Annotated in this window: 21 protein-coding genes; 14 read left to right on the top strand and 7 right to left on the bottom strand. The window is 29.4% G+C overall.

Features of this window, described 5'->3' with window-relative positions:
- Nucleotides 1–43 precede the first annotated feature (43 nt).
- From L8T90_RS07485 to L8T90_RS07475, 3 genes are all read left to right on the top strand, one after another.
- A complete protein-coding gene (locus tag L8T90_RS07485) occupies nt 44–1807 on the top strand; it encodes a tetratricopeptide repeat protein (RefSeq protein ID WP_263709051.1) in 1764 nt (587 codons plus the stop codon).
- 190 nt (nt 1808–1997) lie between these two features.
- Nucleotides 1998–2585 (top strand): bacteriohemerythrin, encoded by a 588-nt coding sequence (locus L8T90_RS07480; RefSeq protein WP_263737137.1) that lies wholly within the window; start codon nt 1998–2000, stop codon nt 2583–2585.
- Between the two features lie 8 nt (nt 2586–2593).
- Nucleotides 2594–3178, top strand: coding sequence for a hemerythrin family protein (locus L8T90_RS07475; protein ID WP_263707335.1), 585 nt, complete (start codon nt 2594–2596; stop codon nt 3176–3178).
- A 226-nt stretch (nt 3179–3404) separates the two neighbouring features.
- Here the strand turns inward: L8T90_RS07475 and ychF are convergent, their stop codons facing one another.
- From ychF to rpiB, 6 genes are read right to left on the bottom strand one after another with little or no spacing between them, the layout of a single operon-like run.
- A complete protein-coding gene (gene ychF, locus L8T90_RS07470; RefSeq protein ID WP_263679342.1) occupies nt 3405–4505 on the bottom strand; it encodes a redox-regulated ATPase YchF in 1101 nt (366 codons plus the stop codon).
- 2 nt (nt 4506–4507) lie between these two features.
- Nucleotides 4508–5953, bottom strand: a complete 1446-nt coding sequence (locus L8T90_RS07465; protein WP_263737136.1) for a leucyl aminopeptidase — start codon at nt 5951–5953, stop codon at nt 4508–4510.
- Entirely contained in the window at nt 5950–6543 is a 594-nt protein-coding gene (locus tag L8T90_RS07460) for a DedA family protein (protein ID WP_263737135.1), read from the bottom strand. The genes L8T90_RS07465 and L8T90_RS07460 overlap by 4 nt, the downstream gene beginning before the upstream one ends.
- A 1-nt stretch (nt 6544) precedes the next feature.
- Nucleotides 6545–7081: an adenine phosphoribosyltransferase gene (apt, locus tag L8T90_RS07455; RefSeq protein WP_263737138.1), complete on the bottom strand. Its 537-nt coding sequence runs from the start codon at nt 7079–7081 to the stop codon at nt 6545–6547.
- The gene (locus L8T90_RS07450) at nt 7081–7413 is read right to left on the bottom strand and encodes a hypothetical protein (protein ID WP_039618138.1); all 333 of its coding nucleotides are present in this window, start codon (nt 7411–7413) and stop codon (nt 7081–7083) included. The genes apt and L8T90_RS07450 overlap by 1 nt, the downstream gene beginning before the upstream one ends.
- On the bottom strand, nt 7410–7847 hold the full coding sequence (rpiB, locus tag L8T90_RS07445; RefSeq protein WP_257402895.1) for a ribose 5-phosphate isomerase B: 438 nt from the start codon (nt 7845–7847) through the stop codon (nt 7410–7412). The genes L8T90_RS07450 and rpiB overlap by 4 nt, the downstream gene beginning before the upstream one ends.
- Before the next feature lie 138 nt (nt 7848–7985).
- Between rpiB and L8T90_RS07440 the strand changes: the two genes are divergently transcribed.
- Both L8T90_RS07440 and L8T90_RS07435 read left to right on the top strand, forming a co-directional pair.
- Nucleotides 7986–8537 carry a CheB methylesterase domain-containing protein gene (locus L8T90_RS07440; RefSeq protein ID WP_263664282.1) on the top strand — a complete coding sequence of 184 codons (552 nt, stop codon included), beginning with the start codon at nt 7986–7988 and terminating at the stop codon, nt 8535–8537.
- 9 nt (nt 8538–8546) lie between these two features.
- Nucleotides 8547–9329: a CheR family methyltransferase gene (locus tag L8T90_RS07435; protein ID WP_263737134.1), complete on the top strand. Its 783-nt coding sequence runs from the start codon at nt 8547–8549 to the stop codon at nt 9327–9329.
- Here L8T90_RS07435 and L8T90_RS07430 read toward each other — a convergent pair.
- Entirely contained in the window at nt 9326–10519 is a 1194-nt protein-coding gene (locus tag L8T90_RS07430) for an MFS transporter (RefSeq protein ID WP_263737133.1), read from the bottom strand. The genes L8T90_RS07435 and L8T90_RS07430 overlap by 4 nt on opposite strands.
- A gap of 105 nt (nt 10520–10624) precedes the next feature.
- Between L8T90_RS07430 and L8T90_RS07425 the strand changes: the two genes are divergently transcribed.
- The 9 genes from L8T90_RS07425 (at nt 10625) to L8T90_RS07385 (ending at nt 19509) form a co-directional block, all read left to right on the top strand.
- The gene (locus L8T90_RS07425) at nt 10625–11671 is read left to right on the top strand and encodes a dehypoxanthine futalosine cyclase (RefSeq protein ID WP_263737132.1); all 1047 of its coding nucleotides are present in this window, start codon (nt 10625–10627) and stop codon (nt 11669–11671) included.
- Nucleotides 11671–12891 (top strand): M16 family metallopeptidase, encoded by a 1221-nt coding sequence (locus L8T90_RS07420; protein ID WP_263737131.1) that lies wholly within the window; start codon nt 11671–11673, stop codon nt 12889–12891. Before L8T90_RS07425 ends, L8T90_RS07420 begins: the two co-directional genes overlap by 1 nt.
- Nucleotides 12881–14704, top strand: a complete 1824-nt coding sequence (gene recG, locus L8T90_RS07415; RefSeq protein ID WP_263737130.1) for an ATP-dependent DNA helicase RecG — start codon at nt 12881–12883, stop codon at nt 14702–14704. Before L8T90_RS07420 ends, recG begins: the two co-directional genes overlap by 11 nt.
- Nucleotides 14697–15299 (top strand): Crp/Fnr family transcriptional regulator, encoded by a 603-nt coding sequence (locus tag L8T90_RS07410; RefSeq protein WP_214127250.1) that lies wholly within the window; start codon nt 14697–14699, stop codon nt 15297–15299. The genes recG and L8T90_RS07410 overlap by 8 nt, the downstream gene beginning before the upstream one ends.
- Before the next feature lie 43 nt (nt 15300–15342).
- Complete coding sequence (locus L8T90_RS07405) at nt 15343–15990, top strand: amino acid ABC transporter permease (protein ID WP_263664277.1); 648 nt, start codon at nt 15343–15345, stop codon at nt 15988–15990.
- The gene (locus L8T90_RS07400) at nt 15983–16642 is read left to right on the top strand and encodes an amino acid ABC transporter permease (protein ID WP_263737129.1); all 660 of its coding nucleotides are present in this window, start codon (nt 15983–15985) and stop codon (nt 16640–16642) included. Before L8T90_RS07405 ends, L8T90_RS07400 begins: the two co-directional genes overlap by 8 nt.
- A 1-nt stretch (nt 16643) precedes the next feature.
- Complete coding sequence (locus L8T90_RS07395) at nt 16644–17381, top strand: amino acid ABC transporter ATP-binding protein (RefSeq protein WP_263737128.1); 738 nt, start codon at nt 16644–16646, stop codon at nt 17379–17381.
- Between the two features lie 107 nt (nt 17382–17488).
- A complete protein-coding gene (locus tag L8T90_RS07390) occupies nt 17489–18286 on the top strand; it encodes a cysteine ABC transporter substrate-binding protein (RefSeq protein ID WP_412175010.1) in 798 nt (265 codons plus the stop codon).
- 2 nt (nt 18287–18288) lie between these two features.
- A complete protein-coding gene (locus L8T90_RS07385) occupies nt 18289–19509 on the top strand; it encodes an MFS transporter (RefSeq protein ID WP_263737126.1) in 1221 nt (406 codons plus the stop codon).
- The last annotated feature ends 21 nt before the right edge of the window (nt 19510–19530 follow it).

The following is a 19530-nucleotide window of genomic DNA, read 5'->3' as shown; positions in this document are numbered from 1 at the left end:
GTGGCGATATGTTATAATAATATAAAAAATATTAGAGGTGTTTATGTTAGATAAAATAATATATTATTATTACAACAATAATTATTACAAATGTCTAGAATATAGTGAAGCATATTTAGAACAAGATCCTAAAAATGCTTTAGAGTATGCTATGATGGCTTCTTTTAAAATAGGAGATTATGCTAAAACTTTACATTATGCAAAACAAATTTTTAATTTATATCCTACAAGTTTTTATGGGCTAATGCTTGCAAAAGCATTTTTGTCTAATGGAAACTTTAATGATGGCATTAGATTGCTTAAAGAACTTTTACAAAGGCAATGTTTTTTAAAAGATGAGCTTAGTTTAGAACTTGCTTTTGCTTATCAAAATACAGGAAGCCTAGAAGAGGCAGAAAAATTGTATAAGCTTGCTTTAGAAAAAGATATGTATAATCTTGATTTGTGGAAAAATTACGCTGAGCTTTATTTTAAAACAAATTTCCAAAAGGCACTTGAAGCACATAATGAACTTTGTGATTTTACACAAATTATGATAGCAAAATTACAAAGTGGAGAGTTAGTAGAAAAAAATTTTACAAATAGTATTAATTTACAAGATAGATTACAAGAGAAAACCCAAGAAAACTTGACTATAGTTAAAATTTATGAGTATTTAAATACGCAAATTTTACCGCAAAAGGCGTATTTGCTTTTTAAACTTTTAAGATTAGAAGAATCTCTAGAATTATTTGCAAGTTTGTGTGAGTATAATCAAAATAATGCTCAGTTTTGGCAAAACTATGCAAAAGCATTAGAGTTAAGCGCTAATTACCAAGGTGCTTATAATGCGTATCAAAAAGCTTTGAGTTTACATCCGCACGCAACCTATCAGTTTGATTTGGCGTATTTATTAATGCGTATGGGTGAAAGTGATAATTTTGAAGAAGGCAAAAGAGTATATGAAAGTAGACTTTTTTATGCCCATAATGAAACATTTTCGCCATATCATTATAATAAAACTATACAAGCTTTTAACAAAGAAGGTGTGCAGGCTTTTAAAGATAAAGAAATTTTAGTTTTTTGTGAGCAAGGTTTTGGTGATACTTTTATGTATGCTAGATGTTTGGAAAAACTTTGTCAAATTGCCTCTAAAGTTTTATTTGCTCCGCAAAGTGCTATGTATGAAATATTTAAAAACCAACTCAAAGAGTTTAATAAGCAAAATAAAATTTTTTCTAATTTGAAAATTTTAAAAGATTTTCCGAGTGAATTTGATTATGCTATGCCAATTTGCTCTTTGCCTTTACTTTGTGATATTAAATTAGATGAAATTCCTAAGTTAAAAACACCTATCATAGCTCTAGAAAAACCAAATAACAAAATTAAAAAAATAGGAATTTTTTGGTTTACACCTAATGCTATGAATACTGATTTATTAAGAAATGTGGATTTTGCATTTTTGTTTAATGCTTTAAAAGATTTAGACTGTGAAATAATATCTTTTCAAGTAGATGGAATGCAAGGAGTTAATCTACCTAATGAAGTTGAAAATAGGGGAGTGAAACTAAAAAATTGGAACGATACTTTAGATAATTTAAAAGATATTGATTGTATGGTAAGTATAGACAGTGCTATAGCACATTTAGCCTTAGCTTTAGATATACCTACAATAGTACTTTTAGCGCCTAGATTTGATTGGCGTTGGGGTAAATTTGAAAATCCTAAAAGTTATTTTTGGCCTAAAGCAAATTTACTTACTTTTTCTAATGAAGAGAATACAAAGGATAGGCTGCAAAAAACAATCAAAAGATTAATTTGTGTTTGATGATAAAATTTTTATAAAACATCTTTTAAGATAGATGTTTTATAAATCAGATAATTTTTATATTATTTTAAATATTTTATAAATTATTTTTAATATTATTGTAAATATTTAAAATTTATTGTATAATTTTGCTCATTTTTTGTGTTTATTTTATTGCTTAATTATATAGCTATTATAGAAAAGGATTTTTGTGATTAAATGGGCAAAAGAATACAGCGTACATAATAAAATCATTGATGAACAACATAAAGCTTTATTTGATATAGCCAAAAAGGCTTATCTTATAGCAGAAAACCATGCAAGTGTTGGTGAAATAAAGAGTGTTTTGATTGAATTATTTGAGTATGTTAAAACACATTTTAAAGATGAAGAAGCTTATATGGAAAGTATTGCTTATCCTGACTTAGAGTATCATAAAAAAATACATCAAGAAATCACTGCCTCGTTGATTTCTTTGGTAAAAAATATCAAAACTGTAAATGATTTTAAAGAAAAACTTAATATTATTACAGAAAAATGGCTTTTAGAGCATATCTTAAAAGAAGATATGAAATACCACAAATACGAAAAACAAAAACAGCTTCAAATGAAAGAAAATTTATTTGAAGTAGATGTTTCAACTGAAAGTATTTTTGAAGAGATTGTACCAGAACATATTATTTATGTTTGTGATTGTGTAAATGAGAGGCATAAAATTCCTCATCGAGTTCATTTGCAAATTCTTGATGGCGCAAAATATAACTGCAAAGTTTGTAAAAAAATAATTCGTATTGCTTAGGATTGTTTATGGAGGCGCTTCCAGTATGGAATGAAAAATATAGCATTGAAAATACGGATATTGATTTACAGCATCAGGCTCTTTTTGATTTAGCAGAAAAAACAGCTAGTTTATTAAATAGGCATATTTATAAAATTGAAGTTAAAGAGTTGTTGGGTAATTTTTTTGATTATATGAAAACACATTTTAAAGATGAAGAAGAATATATGTACTCTATAAATTATCCATATCTATCAGAGCACAAGGCAATGCATAAAAAAATCGTTAAAGATATGAGCGCATTACTTAGTGAATGCAATAGTACAAATGATCTTAAAGAAAAACTTTATAAAATAGTTTCTATTTGGCTAGTAGAGCATATTGCAGAACATGATATGATGATTAATAAATACAAAAAAAGTTTAGACAAAGAAGAATTAGAGCTAACAAAAGAGCAAGAAAAAGATAATAAATTTGAATATGTTTGTGGTTGCAAGGATATGATTCACAAGCTTGATTATGGATTGCATGTAAAAATTAAATATTTAAATATAGCTTATAAGTGTAAAAAATGTTCCAAAGAATTAAATTTTAATTCTTTGGAAGAAAAGTAGGTTGATGATTTTATACCAAGATAATAATATAAAATTTTTAAACTAGAATATAAAATTATCAAGATTATTTTTAATTTTAAGTTATTTGAATCATTTAAAATGCTTTTTGGAGATATATTATTATTACATAAAACAGCAAAATATAAGATAATTGTGTCTGTGCGGTAAAATTATATGAAAATATAGTTTAATAAAATTTGCAAGCTAAAACAGCTTGCAATTTGAATTAAACATTAAATCTAAAATGCATTACATCGCCATCTTGTACGATATAATCTTTTCCTTCAAGGCGTAGTTTTCCTGCTTCTTTAGCGCCACTTTCTCCTTTGCAAGCGATATAATCTTCATAAGAAATCACTTCAGCTTTGATAAAACCTTTTTCAAAGTCGTTGTGGATTACACTTGCTGCTTTTGGTGCTTTCCAGCCTCTTTGTATAGTCCATGATCTAACTTCTATTTGACCTGCTGTAAAATAGCTAATTAGATTAAGCTTTGAAAATGCTGTGCGTATAACTACTTCAAGCCCACTACGTTCAATCCCTAAAGATTTTAAAAACTCAAAATGCTCCTCATCGCTTAAAGCTATCATTTCCTCTTCTATTTTAGAGCAAAGTTTGATAACCTCATGACCTGATTTTGCTGCAAATTCTTTGAGGTTTTTTACAAATTCATTATCTTCTAAAAGGGAATTCTCATCTACATTTGCTCCATATATTACTTCCTTAGCTGAAAGCAATCTTAGTTCTTTTATAAGAGCATGATAGACTTCATTTTTATTTGGAAATGAGCTTGCACTATTGTTTTGATTTAAATGTTCTAAAAGCTCATTAGCTAAAGCCAAACTTTCTTTTGCGCCTTTTTCGTTGGCCTTTGCACCTTTGGTGAGTTTTTCTATTTTTTTACTAAGTTGTTCTATATCTGCTAGTATAAGTTCTGTTTCTATGATTTGCACATCACGCACAGGATCAACACTGCCCGCAACATGGGTGATATTTTCATCATCAAAACAACGTACAATATGTAAAATCATCTCAGTTTCGCGTATGTTAGATAAAAATTTATTACCCAAACCCTCGCCTTTGCTAGCGCCAGCTACTAAACCTGCTATATCAACAAATTCTATATTTGAGCGTATGATTTTTTGTGGATTGACAATCTTTGCTAGCTCTTTTAAGCGATGATCAGGTACAGGTACAACTGCTTTGTTTGGCTCTATGGTACAAAATGGATAATTTGCGCTTTCTGCATTTTGTGCTCTTGTTAGTGCATTAAAAGTGGTAGATTTTCCGACATTTGGAAGTCCTACTATACCAACTGATAAACTCATTTTTATTTCCTTGAAAGATAAAGTAAATATGAAAGGCACATTCTAACACCTGCTCCACTTGCACCAAAGCTATGATAACCCCAAGCTTTTTCTAAGTAAGCTGGCCCTGCGATGTCTAAATGTAGCCATTTGTCTTTGTATTCTTCTCTAATGAAAGAATTTAAAAATAACCCTGCAGTAATAGCCCCGCCATAACGACTTGAAGAGGTATTACTTACATCTGCTATATTTGATTTTATAAGCTCTTTTAAGTGTGGGTTAAAATGTAAAATAGTAGCTAAATCTCCACTTTTTTTACTTACTTTGAAAAAATCATTTTGTAAATCTTCATTATTTCCCATGATAGCACTTGTGTATTCTCCAAGTCCTACTACGCAAGCTCCAGTTAGAGTGGCAAGATCTATTAATAAATCAGGTTTTAGATCTTGAGCAAGCGAAAGACAATCTGCTAAAACTAATCTTCCTTCTGCGTCGGTGTTTCTAACCTCTATACTCACACCTTCTCTTGAGATAAGTACATCATCAGGCTTGTAAGCATTTCCGCCTATCATATTTTCAGTTGCACCGATGATAGAATGCACTTCTATATTAAGGTTTAATTCACTTGCACCTTTGATGATGGCCATTGCCGCTGCACCACCGCTTTTATCTGATTTCATCGTAAGCATATAATCAGCAGGTTTTAAACTAAGCCCACCACTATCATAAGTTAGTCCTTTGCCTACAAACACTACTTTCATTTTTGGATTTTGTGGTTTGTATGAAAGATGAATGAGTTTTGGAGGATGGATTGATGCACGATTTACCGCTAAAAATGCTTGCATTTTTTCTTGCTCTAAGAAATCACTCTCATAGATTTTACATGAAATCTTGCAATCATTTTGACTTAAGCTAAGAGCATCCTCAGCCATTTTTGCAGGAGTATAAATTTGAGGAATTTCATTTACGATATTTTTTGCAAAATCACAAGCATTTGAAAAAACCTGACCATAGTTTATACCTATGCAAGCTTCTTCTAGGTTATATGCTTTGTTGTTAATTTCATCTTTTGAAATGAAAATATTTTCTAATTTACTCGGTGTTTTTTCTTTTTTATATTTATCAAACTCATAAGCACCAAAAGTAAATCCTTGAATCATAGCATTAAAGCTATTTACTACGCATTTTCCTACAACACTCTTTGTTTTAACACTTTGAATTTCAAGTTTTTTTAAAGCTTTATAAGCATTTGCAAAAGCAAGTCTTATATCTTCATATTCTAAACTTTTAAGTTCACTATAAAGAATTTTATTTTGCATATCTATGCAAATTCCTTCGCCTTTATAATTTGAAAGTTTAAAGAGTTCTTGACTTTGAGTGTATTTTTCTATCTTTTTATCTTGTATTAAAATGATTTCAAAGTCAGCATTTATAGAATTTATAGTTTCTTCTTTAAAATTAAAAATCATTTATGCTCCCTTTTTCTAAGTATTGATTTTTCTATTTGTTTCATACCTAAAAATAAAGCAAGTAAAAAACAAGCAATAATAGGCACTGCAAAATACCAGTGCTCTCCAGCCCATTCCACTGCAAGCCAAATTTGTTTTCCAAAAAACCATGCAAGTAAAATGGTTATGGCAGCCCAAGCCCAAGCACTAATGAGATTAATAAATGCAAATTTTTTCGCACTATAGCGTGTTAGTCCTATGCTCATAGGTATAATAGTTCTAAAGCCATACATATATCTTTGTATGAATATAATAGGCCAACCAAAACGCTGCAAGAGTAAATGTGCTATGGCAAATTTACGCCTTTGGGTGCGAAGTTTTTTCTGAATATATTTTTTATTATATCTTCCTATATAAAAATATATTTGATCGCCTACAAAACCACCCAAACCCGCTACAAAGATGATAAGTCCTAAATTTACATGACCTTCATGTGCAAAAATACCTGCTAAAATAAGCGCAAGTTCTCCCTCAAGTATGCACCATAAAAACACGATGATATAAGCCCAGTTTTTATAATCATACAAAAGTTGTTTTAAAAATTCTTCCATTTTATACCTCTAAAACACTATAAACAGAAGTTAATTTAGCTAATTCTTTAGCCCCATCAAGATCTTTTAATTCTAGTAAAAAACAAGCTTCAATGCATTTTGCATTGAGTTTTTCTATGAGTTTAACAGCAGCGATAGCTGTGCCACCTGTGGCGATGAGATCATCTATGAGCAAAACGTTTGCTTTTTGATTATTAAATGCATCGATATGAATTTCTATGGTATCACTACCATATTCTAAGCTATAAGATTCTTGCAAGCATTTTGAAGGTAATTTACCTGGTTTTCTAATAGGTACAAAAGGTAGTTTTAATCTAGCGCTTAGCGCAGCTCCAAAAATAAAACCTCTACTTTCTATACCAACGATATAATCAAGTTTTGCATTTTGGTATTTTTCAACCAAATGATCCATTAAAAATGCAAACGCTTCTTTATTATTTAATAAAGTAGTGATATCTCTAAAGATAATTCCTTCTTTTGGAAAATCCTTAATAGCCCTAATACTATCTAATAAGTATTTTTTATCTTGTTCTTTCATCATAATAATGCCTCGATTTTTGCTTCTAATTCTTTGATTCTTTGTCTTAATTTTTCATTTTCGATACGATATTGTGAATTTCTTGTTCTAAGAGAGGTTAGGTCTGCTTTGCTTTTGTTTAATTCCTCAGTTAAAATATCAATATTACCCAAGCTTCTTTGAAGTTGTACTTGTAATTTTCTAATGACTATTTCAGTATCATCAAGATTATTTTTTATGAATTCTTTTGCTACTTTTTCTTTATGAAGTAAGGTTTTATAATAAAGCAACATAATAGTCATATAAATACTAACACAAATTAATACAGTTAATACAAGCCAACTTAAAATCATAATTTTGCCTCTATTTTACTAATTCGCACGCAATGTCTTCCACCGCTAAAAGAAGTATTAATGAAATTTGAGATGATTTCAAAAGCCATATCTACTCCGGTTAGTCTAGCTCCTAAGGCTAAAACATTTGCATCGTTATGTTCTCTTGAGAGTTTAGCGCTTAAAGGTTCGTTACACAAAGCACAGCGTATATTTGTATGGCGATTTGCTGCTATACTCATACCAATACCTGATCCACACACTAAAATTCCAAAACTATTTTCGTTAATTTTAGAGCTTAATAAATGTGCATAATCAGGATAATCACAACGATCATTACTAAAAGGACCTAAGTCTTCAAAGCTTATATTTTTTTCTTGTAAAAAATTGATAATTTCTTGCTTTAAAATAAAGCCAGCATGATCACTTGCTATGTAAATTTTTTCTCTTAACATTTAATAATCACTTATCATTTGAAATTTAAAGTATTAATTTTATCATATTTAATTAAAATTTTTCTTTCTTGTATATAATTATTTTTTAATATTTTCAAATATTTATTTGATATAATAATACTAAACTTAAGGTAAAAAATGAAGCTTGTTTTGATTGGTTCTTCAACGGGTGGTCCAAGTCAACTAAAGTTTTTACTAAATGATATAGAACTTAAAGATTGTGCGGTAGTGATTGCTCAACATATGAACCCAGCTTTTATTCCTTCTTTTGTAAATCAATTTAACAAAGAAGCAAAAAGTGATGTGATTGTACCAAACGACAAAGAAGTTTTAAAAAATAAAATTTATATTTGTCAAAGAAATATGGTTTTAAGTGGAAATAACACTTTAGTATTAAACACTACAGAACAAATAAGTAGCTTTAACCCAGGGATAGATGTTTTGTTTCATTCGGCTGTAAATCTTTGCAAATATCATAAAATTTTAGCCTTGATCATGACAGGAATGGGTGATGATGGTGCTAAATCTTTATTTGAGCTTTATAAGGTTGGTGTGAGGTGTTTATGTGAAAATGAGGCAGATTCTATAGTATATGGAATGCCAAAAAAAGCTAGAGATACTAATCCAAATTTAAAACCTATGAGTTTAATAGAACTCAAAAAAGAAATAATAAATTTTATCAAATCATAGGATGGAAAGATGATAAAAATTACAGAAAATGAAATGAATGATTTTATAAAAATAGTAGAGCAAATAAGTGGAAACAATCTTAATACTAAAAAAGATATTTTATCTATAAAGCTACCTAAATTTTTACAAGAATTAGGTTTAAGTAGTCTTAGCGAATTAAATGAAAAAGTACAGTTTCAAAGAAATTTAAAGCAAGAAACTATGGATTTTATCACAGTTTGTGAGACATATTTTTTTAGAGAATTAGAGCAATTAAAAGATGTAATTTTTTATATAAAATCTCTTGATCGACCTGTAAATGTGCTTTGTGCCCCATGTTCAAGTGGTGAAGAAGTGTATTCTTTAGCTATTTTAGCAAGTGAGAATTTTGTTAAAGGTATAAATATAGTTGGTATAGATATTAATAAAAAAATGATAGATAAATGCAATGAAATGTTATATTCAGAGCGCTCAGTAGCTAGATTAAACACTATGCAAAAAACACGTTATTTTGATGTAAAAGATAGGATGTATCAGCTTAAAAAAGAAACTTTAGCTTGTAGGTGTCGTTTTGAGCTTTGTAATGTTTTTGATGATTCTTTATTTAAACTTGGGAAATTTGATGTGATTTTTTCAAGAAATATGATGATTTATTTTGATCAAGATTTCAAAATAAGATTAATGGAGCGTTTCCATAGGATATTAAATAGAGAAGGTAGAATATACCCAGGAAAATCAGATCTTGTACCTGAAACAGCGTATTTTGAAAAAAACTTTTCAGCGGGTGGGGTTTATTATTCTAAGGTGGATTAATTATATTTTTTATTAAACCACCACCAATAAATCGCCGCAAAGATAAAACATACCCCCAAGCCAAAAGTAAAATGGCTTAATTTTACTCCATAAAATTCAAATAAATATCCTGTTGAAAAAGCAATAATTGCACTAAAAGTTAAATACACCATATCATTATAGGCAATCACTCTACCATAATATCTTTTATCACAATCATTTTGCAAAAGTGTGTAAGTATAGCTCCATAAAGATGAAGTACAAAAACCTGCCATTACTAAGCCTACAAAGGCAAGATAAAAGTTAAATTGCAAGCAAGCCCAAAGCATTATACCTATACCTTGCGCTAAGTATAAATATACTAAAGTATTTTTATTAATATAAGGACTAAGTACATAAGGTCCTATGAGTAAAGATACGGCTCTTATAGCATTAGAAAGCCCTATGGCTAGAGGTATGGAAATAACTTTTGCGTATTCATATTCGGCCAAAAGAGTAATTAAAACATCATAAGCGGTTATCCCTACAACTCCATGAAGTAAAATCAAATGAATGATTTTTTTATTGTTAAATACATAAACTAAGCCTTCTTTGATTAATATAAAAAGATTGTTTTGTGTGGTGTTTTTTTCATCGGGTAAGATTAAAGTTTTAAGTATAAGCATAGCGCAAAACAGCATTAAAGTATCAGCTATGAAAGCTGGTTTTACTCCAAAAAGATCTATAAAAAGTCCTGCAGCACCCATACCCAAAGCATATGATACAGCCCATATAATACTATGAAGCTCATTGCCTAGTTTTAATTCTTGTGGAGTTAAAATTTTAGGTAAAACTGACATTTCTGTTTGAAAATACATGCTTGCAACCGCCATGCGCACAAAGGTTAAAAAGTATAAAAACCAAAGCATAGCTAAAGAATTTACAAAAATTAGCATAAAAATAGAAATCATCTCAATGCTAATCATTGTTAGTAATAAATTCTTAGGTTTAAATCTATCTACTATAACTCCATTTATAGGTGCAAGTATAATAGAAGGTAAAAAAACAAAAATAGCTGAAAAACCTATGATATTTGCAGGTGCTTGTAGCTCTTTGGTTAAGAGGGTAAAAACACCTACTTGAGAAAACCATGCACCAAAATAACTTATAAATTGTACCATTGCTAAAAGGCGAAAAGTTTTATTATTTTTAAGTAAAGACCTATAAGTCATGAGTATCCTATGAATATATGAAATTAAAGGGCTTGATTATATCGTTTTTAAGATTATTTTACATTTAAATGCTATAATAATTCTTTTTTATAAAAAAGGTTAATAATGAATAGATTAAGTAAAAATGAAGCATTAAATTTACTCCAAAATGCACCTTTATATGAACTAGGCGCAATGGCATATGAGAAAAAATTAGAGCTTCACCCTGAAAAAATAACTACTTTTGTGGTAGATAGAAATATAAACTATACAAATATTTGCTGTATTGATTGTGATTTTTGTGCTTTTTGTAGAAAAGAAAAAGATGATGATTCTTATATTTTAAAATACGAAGAAATAGGGCAAAAAATAGAAGAATTACAAGCCATAGGTGGAACGCAAATTTTATTTCAAGGCGGGGTGCATCCAAAACTTAAAATAGAATGGTATGAAGACTTGCTTTCTTATATAAAAACTAATTATCCAACCATCACTGTGCATGGTTTTTCAGCAGTAGAGATAGCTTATATAGCAAGAGTTTCTAAAATTTCTATCGAAGAGGTTTTAAAAAGATTACAAGCTAAAGGACTTTTTTCTATACCTGGAGCGGGTGCTGAAGTATTAAGCGATAGGGTAAGAGATATCATCGCACCACACAAATGTGACACAGCCACCTGGCTTAGAGTGCATGAGAGTGCGCATAATATAGGTATGAAAAGTACTGCTACAATGATGTTTGGTACGGTTGAAAATGATGAGGAAATCATTGAACATTTTGATCATTTAAGAAATTTACAAGATAAAACAAATGGTTTTAGAGCTTTTATTTTATGGTCATTTCAAAGCGAAAATACTCCTTTGATTAAAAAACATCCTGAAATCATCAAGCAAAGTTCTAATAGATATTTAAGATTGCTAGCTTTGGCAAGGTTGTATTTGGATAATTTTAAAAATTTGCAAAGTTCTTGGGTAACACAAGGCTCTTTGATAGGCCAACTTGCTTTAAAGTTTGGTGCAAATGATTTAGGTTCAACCATGATGGAAGAAAATGTCGTAGCTGCAGCGGGTGCAAAATATAGAATGAATCAAGAGCAAATGATAGAACTTATCAAAGATATAGGAGAATTACCTGCTAAACGTGACACAGCTTATAATATTTTAGAAAGGTTTTAATGCTAAATTTAGACTTTAATAATACTAAAATAGACATAATATATGAGTATGAAAACGAGCTTCCTGTGGTATTTTTTAAGTTCATTTTTAAAAATAGTGGAAAAATAGCAGAAAAACACAATAGGGGTTGTGCAAGTATGTTTGCTAGGCTTTTAAATGAAGGAAGTAATGATGAGTTTTTTAAAAGCTTAGAATACCGTGCTATAGAGCTTTATGCTAAGGCTAGTTTTGAGCATTTTCAAATTAGTATTAAATGCTTGAAAGAACATTTTGATTTTGCTTTAGAAAAATTACAAGAATTGTTTTTAAATGTGCGTTTTGATGAAAAAATCTTACAAAGATTAAAAACTTTAGCTTTGGGTGAGCTTGCAAGTTTAAATACTGATTATGATTATCAAGCAAAAAGACTTTTAAATAAAAATGTTTTCAAAGATGAAATTTTTGCTAGTGGTCTTGATGGGACTAAAGAAAGCATAGAAAAGATTAGCTTAAAAGAATTGCAAGATTTTATGAGTGAAAATTTAGTACTTGATAATGCTTTATTCGTTTTTGGTGGAGATATTAAAGAAAATGAAGTAAAGATTAAAGTAGAAAAAATTTGCCAAATTCTAAAAAGAAATACTCCAAATCAAAACAAAAGTTACAAACTCATTGATGAGAGTATAGAAGTAAGTGAGCAAAAAAGCACCGAACAAGCTTATATATACTTTTGTTCTCCATTTAATATGCAAATTAATGATGAAAAAATGTATTTAGCTAAACTTACTTTATTTATCTTGGGTCAAGGTGGTTTTGGTTCGCGTTTGATGGAAGAAGTGCGTGTGAAAAGAGGCTTGGCGTATTCAGCATATGCTATGCTTGATGTAAATTTAAATTATAGTAGAGTTTTTGGGTATTTGCAAACTAAAAATGAAAGCTCTAATGAGGCTAAAGCTTTAGTTAAGGAAGTTTTTGAAAACTTTGTCCAAAATGGAGTCAATGAAAAAGAATTTCAACTAGCTAAACAATTTTTAGTAGGTTCTATGCCTTTAAGGTATGAAAGCTTGGCTAAAAGACTAGATATAATGCTAAATGAATATTTACATGGTTTAAAACTTGGAAATTTAAAAGAAGAAATGCAAAAGATCAAAAACACTACCTTAGATGAACTAAATGACTTTATTAAAGCTCATAGTGAAATTACCAAAGTGAGTTTTGCAAGTATAGAAAATGAAAGTTGAAGAAAAGGATTTAAAACTACTTCATGCTTTAGGGGTTAAAAATTGTATCGATTTGGCTTTGATTTTGCCTAAAAAATTTGATGATTTTAGAATTTCAAAGTTTCCAAAAGATACATTTTGTACCCAAAATGTAAAAATTATCAGCACCCAAAATCATCACTCCCAGCTTTTTATACTTTGTGAATGTTTAGAATGGGGTATAAAGGCAAATATAGTAATCTTTCATCCTAATAAATGGCATTTTAAAATTTTTAAGCATAATGCTTTGGTTTGTATCCATGCAAAGATGAATTTTTTTAATGGAATTTGGCAGTTTATAAACCCAAAAATAGTAAAAAACATAGGTCAAATAGTCCCTAAATATCAAATTAGCTCTATTAAAGATGAAAGTATAAAAAAACTTATCGTAAAATACGTCAACGAAGCTAATTTAAAAGCGCTAAATTTAGAACAAAAATACATTAATTTACTTTTGAATTTACATAATTATGATGATTTAACTCTTTATGAAAATTTTAACGCCATAGTTAAAGACTTAAAATATATAGAAATTTTTAATCATTTAAGGCGTTTAAAGGGTAAAAAAATATCACAAAATGCTTATGAAATAGAACTTTTTGATATAAGCTCTTGGCTTAATGGTTTAGAATTTAGCCCTACAAATGATCAACTTTTAGCGATAGAAGATATTAAAAAAGACTTACAAAATAAAGTTGCTAAAAGGCGTGTGGTAATGGGTGATGTTGGTTGTGGTAAGACTTTGGTTATACTTGCTGCAAGTTTGCTTGTATATCCTAAAAAGGCTATTTTAATGGCTCCAACTAGTATATTAGCAGAGCAAATTTATCATGAAGCAAAAAGACTTTTGCCTGATTTTGTTAATGTATTGCTTTTAAAAGGTGGTAAAAAAGATAAAGATTTAGCAAAATTAAAAGAACAAGCCCATTTTATCATAGGCACACATGCGCTCATTCATCAAGAAGAATTTGAAGCAGTTTTGGTGATGATAGATGAGCAACACCGTTTTGGTTCTAATCAAAGACAAAAAATAAGTGAGCTTAGTAAAAACTCTCAATATGCTCCACATATCGTGCAATTTTCTGCTACACCTATACCAAGAACACTTTCTATGATACAAAGTGAGCTTGTAAATTTTAGTTTTATTAAACAAATGCCTTTTAAAAAAGACATTAAAACTTTTTGCATACAAGATAAAGATTTTAAATATTTGCTTAAAAAAATCGACGATGAGCTAGCTAAAAATCATCAAGCAATCATCATTTATCCTTTAGTAAATGAAAGTGAAAATATAGATTATTTATCGCTAGAGCAAGCACAAGGATACTGGATAAACAAATACAAAAATGTTTATGTAACTCATGGAAAAGATAAAAATAAAGATCAAATTTTACAAGAATTTAGAGAAAAAGGCACGATTTTGCTTTCTACTACCGTGGTTGAAGTGGGGATTTCTTTACCAAGACTAAGTGTGATTGTTATTGTTGGGGCTGAAAGACTTGGGCTTGCTACCTTACACCAGCTTCGAGGTAGGGTAGGCAGAGTAGGACTTGAGAGCTTTTGTTATTTATATACTAAGCAAAAAGAAATTCCAAGCCGTTTGCTTGAATTTGCTAAAACTTTAGATGGATTTAAAATAGCTGAGCTTGATTTAAAAAACAGACTAAGCGGGGATTTGCTAGATGGTAGAGTGCAACATGGCAATCATTTTAAATTTTTTGATTTTGCAGATGATGAAGAGCTAGTTTTAAAAGCAAAAGAAAGTATTAAAAATATGGAAAAAGAAAATGGATAAACACTTTGAAATTTTAATTTCTAAAGGCAAGAAAAAACATTTTAACAAAGGGAATATTTTATTTTTTCAAGGTGAAAAAGCAAATAAAATTTACATTTTACTAAGTGGAAAAGTACGTATATATAAGGTGAATACAAAAGGTTTTGAGTTGACACTGCATACTCTAACTCCGGTGAATTTTATAGCCGAAATGCCTGTGTTTGAGGGTATTAATTACCCAGCTAATGCAATTTGTGAGCAAGATTGTGAAATTTGTGTTTTTGATTTTGATGAATTTAAAAAATTATGCTTAGAAAATGGAGAATTTAGCTTTTTACTTTTGACTTCTTTAATCGGTAAAATTCGAATTTTAGAAAATTTCATCAGACAAAAATCTTTGGATTTAAAATCAAGACTAGTCAGCTTTTTACTAGAAAATGAAGAAAAATTACAAAATTTAAAGCAAAAAGAAATCGCTGTGATTTTAAATTTACCTCCAGAATCTTTGTCGCGTTTTTTAAAAGAATTAAAACAAAATGAGCTTATTTGCACAAATAAAGGTAAAATAGCAATTTTAAATAAAGAAAAAATGCAAAATTTAATTAAGTCTTTTTAAGTCTTATTTGTTACAATATTGTATTTAAAGTATGGAAGGTTTTATGGATTTTGATTTTTTAATCAAGTTTAGCCCTATGTTTATACAAGCTTCTTGGCTTACTTTAAAACTTGCTATTTATGGAGTATTTTTTTCATTTTTAGTAGGTTTATTTTGTGTGGGAGTAAGTTATTTTAAATTTTCTTTTTTAAATACAATCTGTAAAATTTACATAGAATTTTCAAGAAATACACCTTTATTAATCCAACTTTTCTTTTTATATTATGCCTTGCCTGAGTTTGGGATACACCTTAGTTCTTTTGCTTGTGCTGTGATAGGACTTAGTTTTTTAGGTGGTTCTTATATGGCTGAGAGCTTAAGAGCAGGTATGGAAGCGGTGAAAAAACAACAATATGAATCAGGACTTTCTTTGGGTTTGAGTAAATGGCAAAATTTTCGCTATGTGATCATGCCTCAAGCTTTGGGTATAGCTATGCCAAGTATTAGCGCAAATATCATTTTTTTACTCAAAGAAACTTCTGTAGTAAGTATTATTGCTTTAGCAGATTTAGTATATGTGGCTAAAGATCTTATAGGACTTTATTATAAAAGCAATGAAGCGTTATTTGCTTTGGTGCTTTGTTATTTGATTTTGATTTTACCTTTATCTTTAGTGTTAAACCGTATAGAAAAAAGGTTAAATTATGTTTGAAATTTTAAATCAAGATACCTTTTTTAGACTAGCACAAGGTTTAAAGGTTACTTTAGAGCTTTCATTGATTAGTGTTTTGATTTCACTTATTGGAGGAGTATTTTTTGGAATTTTAATGCATTCTAAAAATAAAATCCTTTATGCTTTTTGTCGTTTTATGCTTGAATTTGTACGTATTATGCCTTTGATTGTTTGGCTTTTTATAGTGCATTTTGGCTTGGCGAAATGGTTTGGATGGCATTTGAGTGCTTTGGGTTCAAGTATTATTGTTTTTAGTATTTGGGGCGTGTTTGAGATGATGGATTTGGTTAGATCGTCTTTAGCAAGCATACCAAAACACCAGTATGAATCAGGACTTTCACTAGGTTTTAATAAATTTGAAGTTTATCTTTTTATCATTATACCTTTATCTTTAAGAAGATTATTGCCAATGAGTATTAATCTTTTTACAAGAATTATTAAAAGCACTTCAGTGATTTATCTAATCGGTGGCATAGAGCTTATTAAAGTAGGCCAACAAGTGATTGAGCTAAATTTATTTCAAAATTCTTACACGGCTTTTGTGATTTATGGTTTGATTTTATTGATTTATTTTATACTTTGCTATCCTTTGTCGGTATATTCAAAGTTTTTAGAGAAAAAATGGAGCTAATATGAGCATTTTAAAAATACAAAATTTACAAAAATATTATGATGATCATCATGTTTTAAAAGATATAAATTTAGAAGTAAATCAAAAAGAAGTAGTGGTTATACTAGGCCCAAGTGGTTGTGGGAAATCTACACTTTTAAGATGTATTAATGGTTTAGAAGAAATGGCTGATGGGGCTATTTTTGTAGATGATGAAAAAATTGATAAAAATTATAAAAAATGGACTCAAATTCGCCAAAAAATAGGTATGGTGTTTCAATCTTATGAACTTTTTGATCATTTAAATGTGGAGCAAAATATACTTTTAGGACCTTTAAAGGTGCAAAAAAGAAAAAAAGAAGAGGTTTTAGAAGAAGCTAAATACTGGCTTGATAGAGTAGGGCTTTTGCGTAAATTAAAAGCTTATCCTAAAGAGTTAAGTGGTGGACAAAAACAACGCATAGCCATAGTTAGAAGCCTTTGTATGAATCCTGAAATCATGCTTTTTGATGAAGTTACAGCAGCGCTTGATCCTGAAATCGTGCGTGAAGTTTTAGATGTGATTTTAAATTTAGCAAAAGATGGTATGACTATGCTTATAGTTACACATGAAATGGGTTTTGCAAGAGCAGTTGCTGATAAAATAGTTTTTATGGATGATGGGAAAATAGTAGAAATTTCAAAGCCTGATGAATTTTTTGAAAATCCAAAAACTGATCGTGCGAAGAAATTTCTCAATTTATTTGATTTTCATCGTTAATTTTATTTTAGAAAAGATTTGTTTAAAAAATTAATATAAGGTTTAAAAATTTAAATTTCAATCATAAGGAAAAAAATATGAAAAAGATTTTTCTTTTATCGTTTTTAATGGCACTTTTTTTTAGCGCCTGCTCAAATTCAAGTTCTAATGAAAACTCCATAGAAAAAATCAAACAACAAGGTGTTATCCGTATAGGTGTTTTTGGTGATAAACCTCCATTTGGCTACCTAGATGCACAAGGAAAAAATCAAGGCTATGATGTATATTTTGCTAAACGTATAGCAAAAGAACTTTTGGGTGATGAGTCTAAAGTACAATTTGTTTTAGTTGAAGCAGCAAATAGGGTGGAGTTTTTAGAGTCAAATAAAGTAGATTTAATCTTAGCTAATTTTACTAAAACTCCAGAAAGAGAAGCTGTGGTGGATTTTGCATTGCCTTATATGAAAGTTGCTCTTGGGGTGGTAGCTCCTAAAGGATCAGATATTAAAACTATAGATGATTTAAAAAACAAAACTTTGATTTTAAATAAAGGCACAACAGCTGATGCGTATTTTACAAAAAATATGCCAGAAATTAAAACGATTAAATTTGATCAAAACACAGAAACCTTTGCAGCTTTAATCGGAAAAAGAGGCGATGCGCTAAGTCATGATAATGCATTGCTTTTTGCATGGGCTAAAGAAAATCCAAATTTTGAAGTAGTGATTAAAGAACTTGGAAATCATGATGTTATAGCTCCTGCTGTAAAAAAAGGTGATGAGGCTATGTTGAAATTTATCAATGATTTGACTATAAAATTACAAAATGAGCAGTTTTTTCATAAAGCTTATGATGAAACCTTAAAGCCATTTTTTAGCGATGATATAAAAGCTGATGATGTAGTAATCGAAGGTGGCAAAATTTAATAATGCAAAAAGCTTTTAAAAATACCATCTATGCTTCTTTAGGTGGTATTTTAGAATTTTATGATTTTGTTTTATTTATCTTCTTTGCAAGTGTTTTTGCAAAAATTTTCTTTCCTCAAAATGATGATTTTTGGCCATTAATCTACACTTATGTAGCCTTTGGAGCAGGGTATTTAGCTAGACCTTTTGGTGCTGTTGTTTTAGCACATTTTGCAGATATTAAAGGGCGTAAGAATGTTTTTTATGTCAGTATGCTTTTAATGGTCGTGCCAAGTTTTGTTTTGGCCTTTTTACCTACTTATGAAAGTATAGGACTTTTAGCTACTTTTATGCTTTTTATCATACGGATAACTCAAGGACTAGCCATAGGAGCTGAAGTGAGTGGTGCTTGGATTTTTGTGAGTGAATTTGTGAGTAAAAAAAGACTTGGTTTGGCACTTGGTTTTATTTCAGCGACTTTAACTTTAGGTTTATTGCTTGGAAATTTAGCGACTTTGACTATATATGCGTATTTTAATAAAGAAGAAGTAGAAAGCTTTGCTTGGAGAATTCCTTTTTTTATAGGGGGATTTTTTGGCATAATAGCTTTATTTTTGCGCACAAAGCTTAATGAAACGCCAGCTTTTAAAAACATAAAAGAGAAAGAAAAAATTTTAAATTTTCCACTTTTACAAGCTTTAAAAACACACAAGAAAAGTATGTTAATATGCGCTTTACTTACTGTGGTTTTAACAAGCGGGGTAGCTACTTTAATGATACTGCCACAATATTTTGAAAGCTTATTAGGAGTTAGTAAAACTACTGCTTTGTTATATCAAAATTTGGCCATCGTGATGATCATACTAGGAAGTTTAGCACAAGGGTATTTAGCGGATTTTTTAGGACATTTTAGGATTTGCTTGATTTTTACTGTGGTTTTTGGAGCTTTTGGCATAAGTTTTAGCTTTTATAATGAGTGGTTTTTATCATTTTATTTGCTTGCTTGTTTTGCGCAAGGCATTATAGCTTTTGCTCCTATTTTTATGACTCAAATTTTTACTACAGAGTTAAGATCAAGTGGTCTTTCTTTTGCTTATAATATCTCTTATGCGATTTTAGGTTTTTTAACACCCTTTGTTGTTAATTTTATATATGAGAAGTATTTTTATATTTATATTATTTTTATAGTGATTGCTAGTTTGCTAAGTATACTTTTAGTAAAAAGTTCTTCTAGAAATTTATAACATTATTTTTTATTCAAACCC

Source organism: Campylobacter sp. RKI_CA19_01121 (assembly GCF_025771295.1).
In the GTDB taxonomy this organism is placed as follows: domain Bacteria; phylum Campylobacterota; class Campylobacteria; order Campylobacterales; family Campylobacteraceae; genus Campylobacter_D.
Note: the sequence above shows the minus strand (reverse complement) of the source record. Positions and strands in the feature narration are given on the sequence as shown.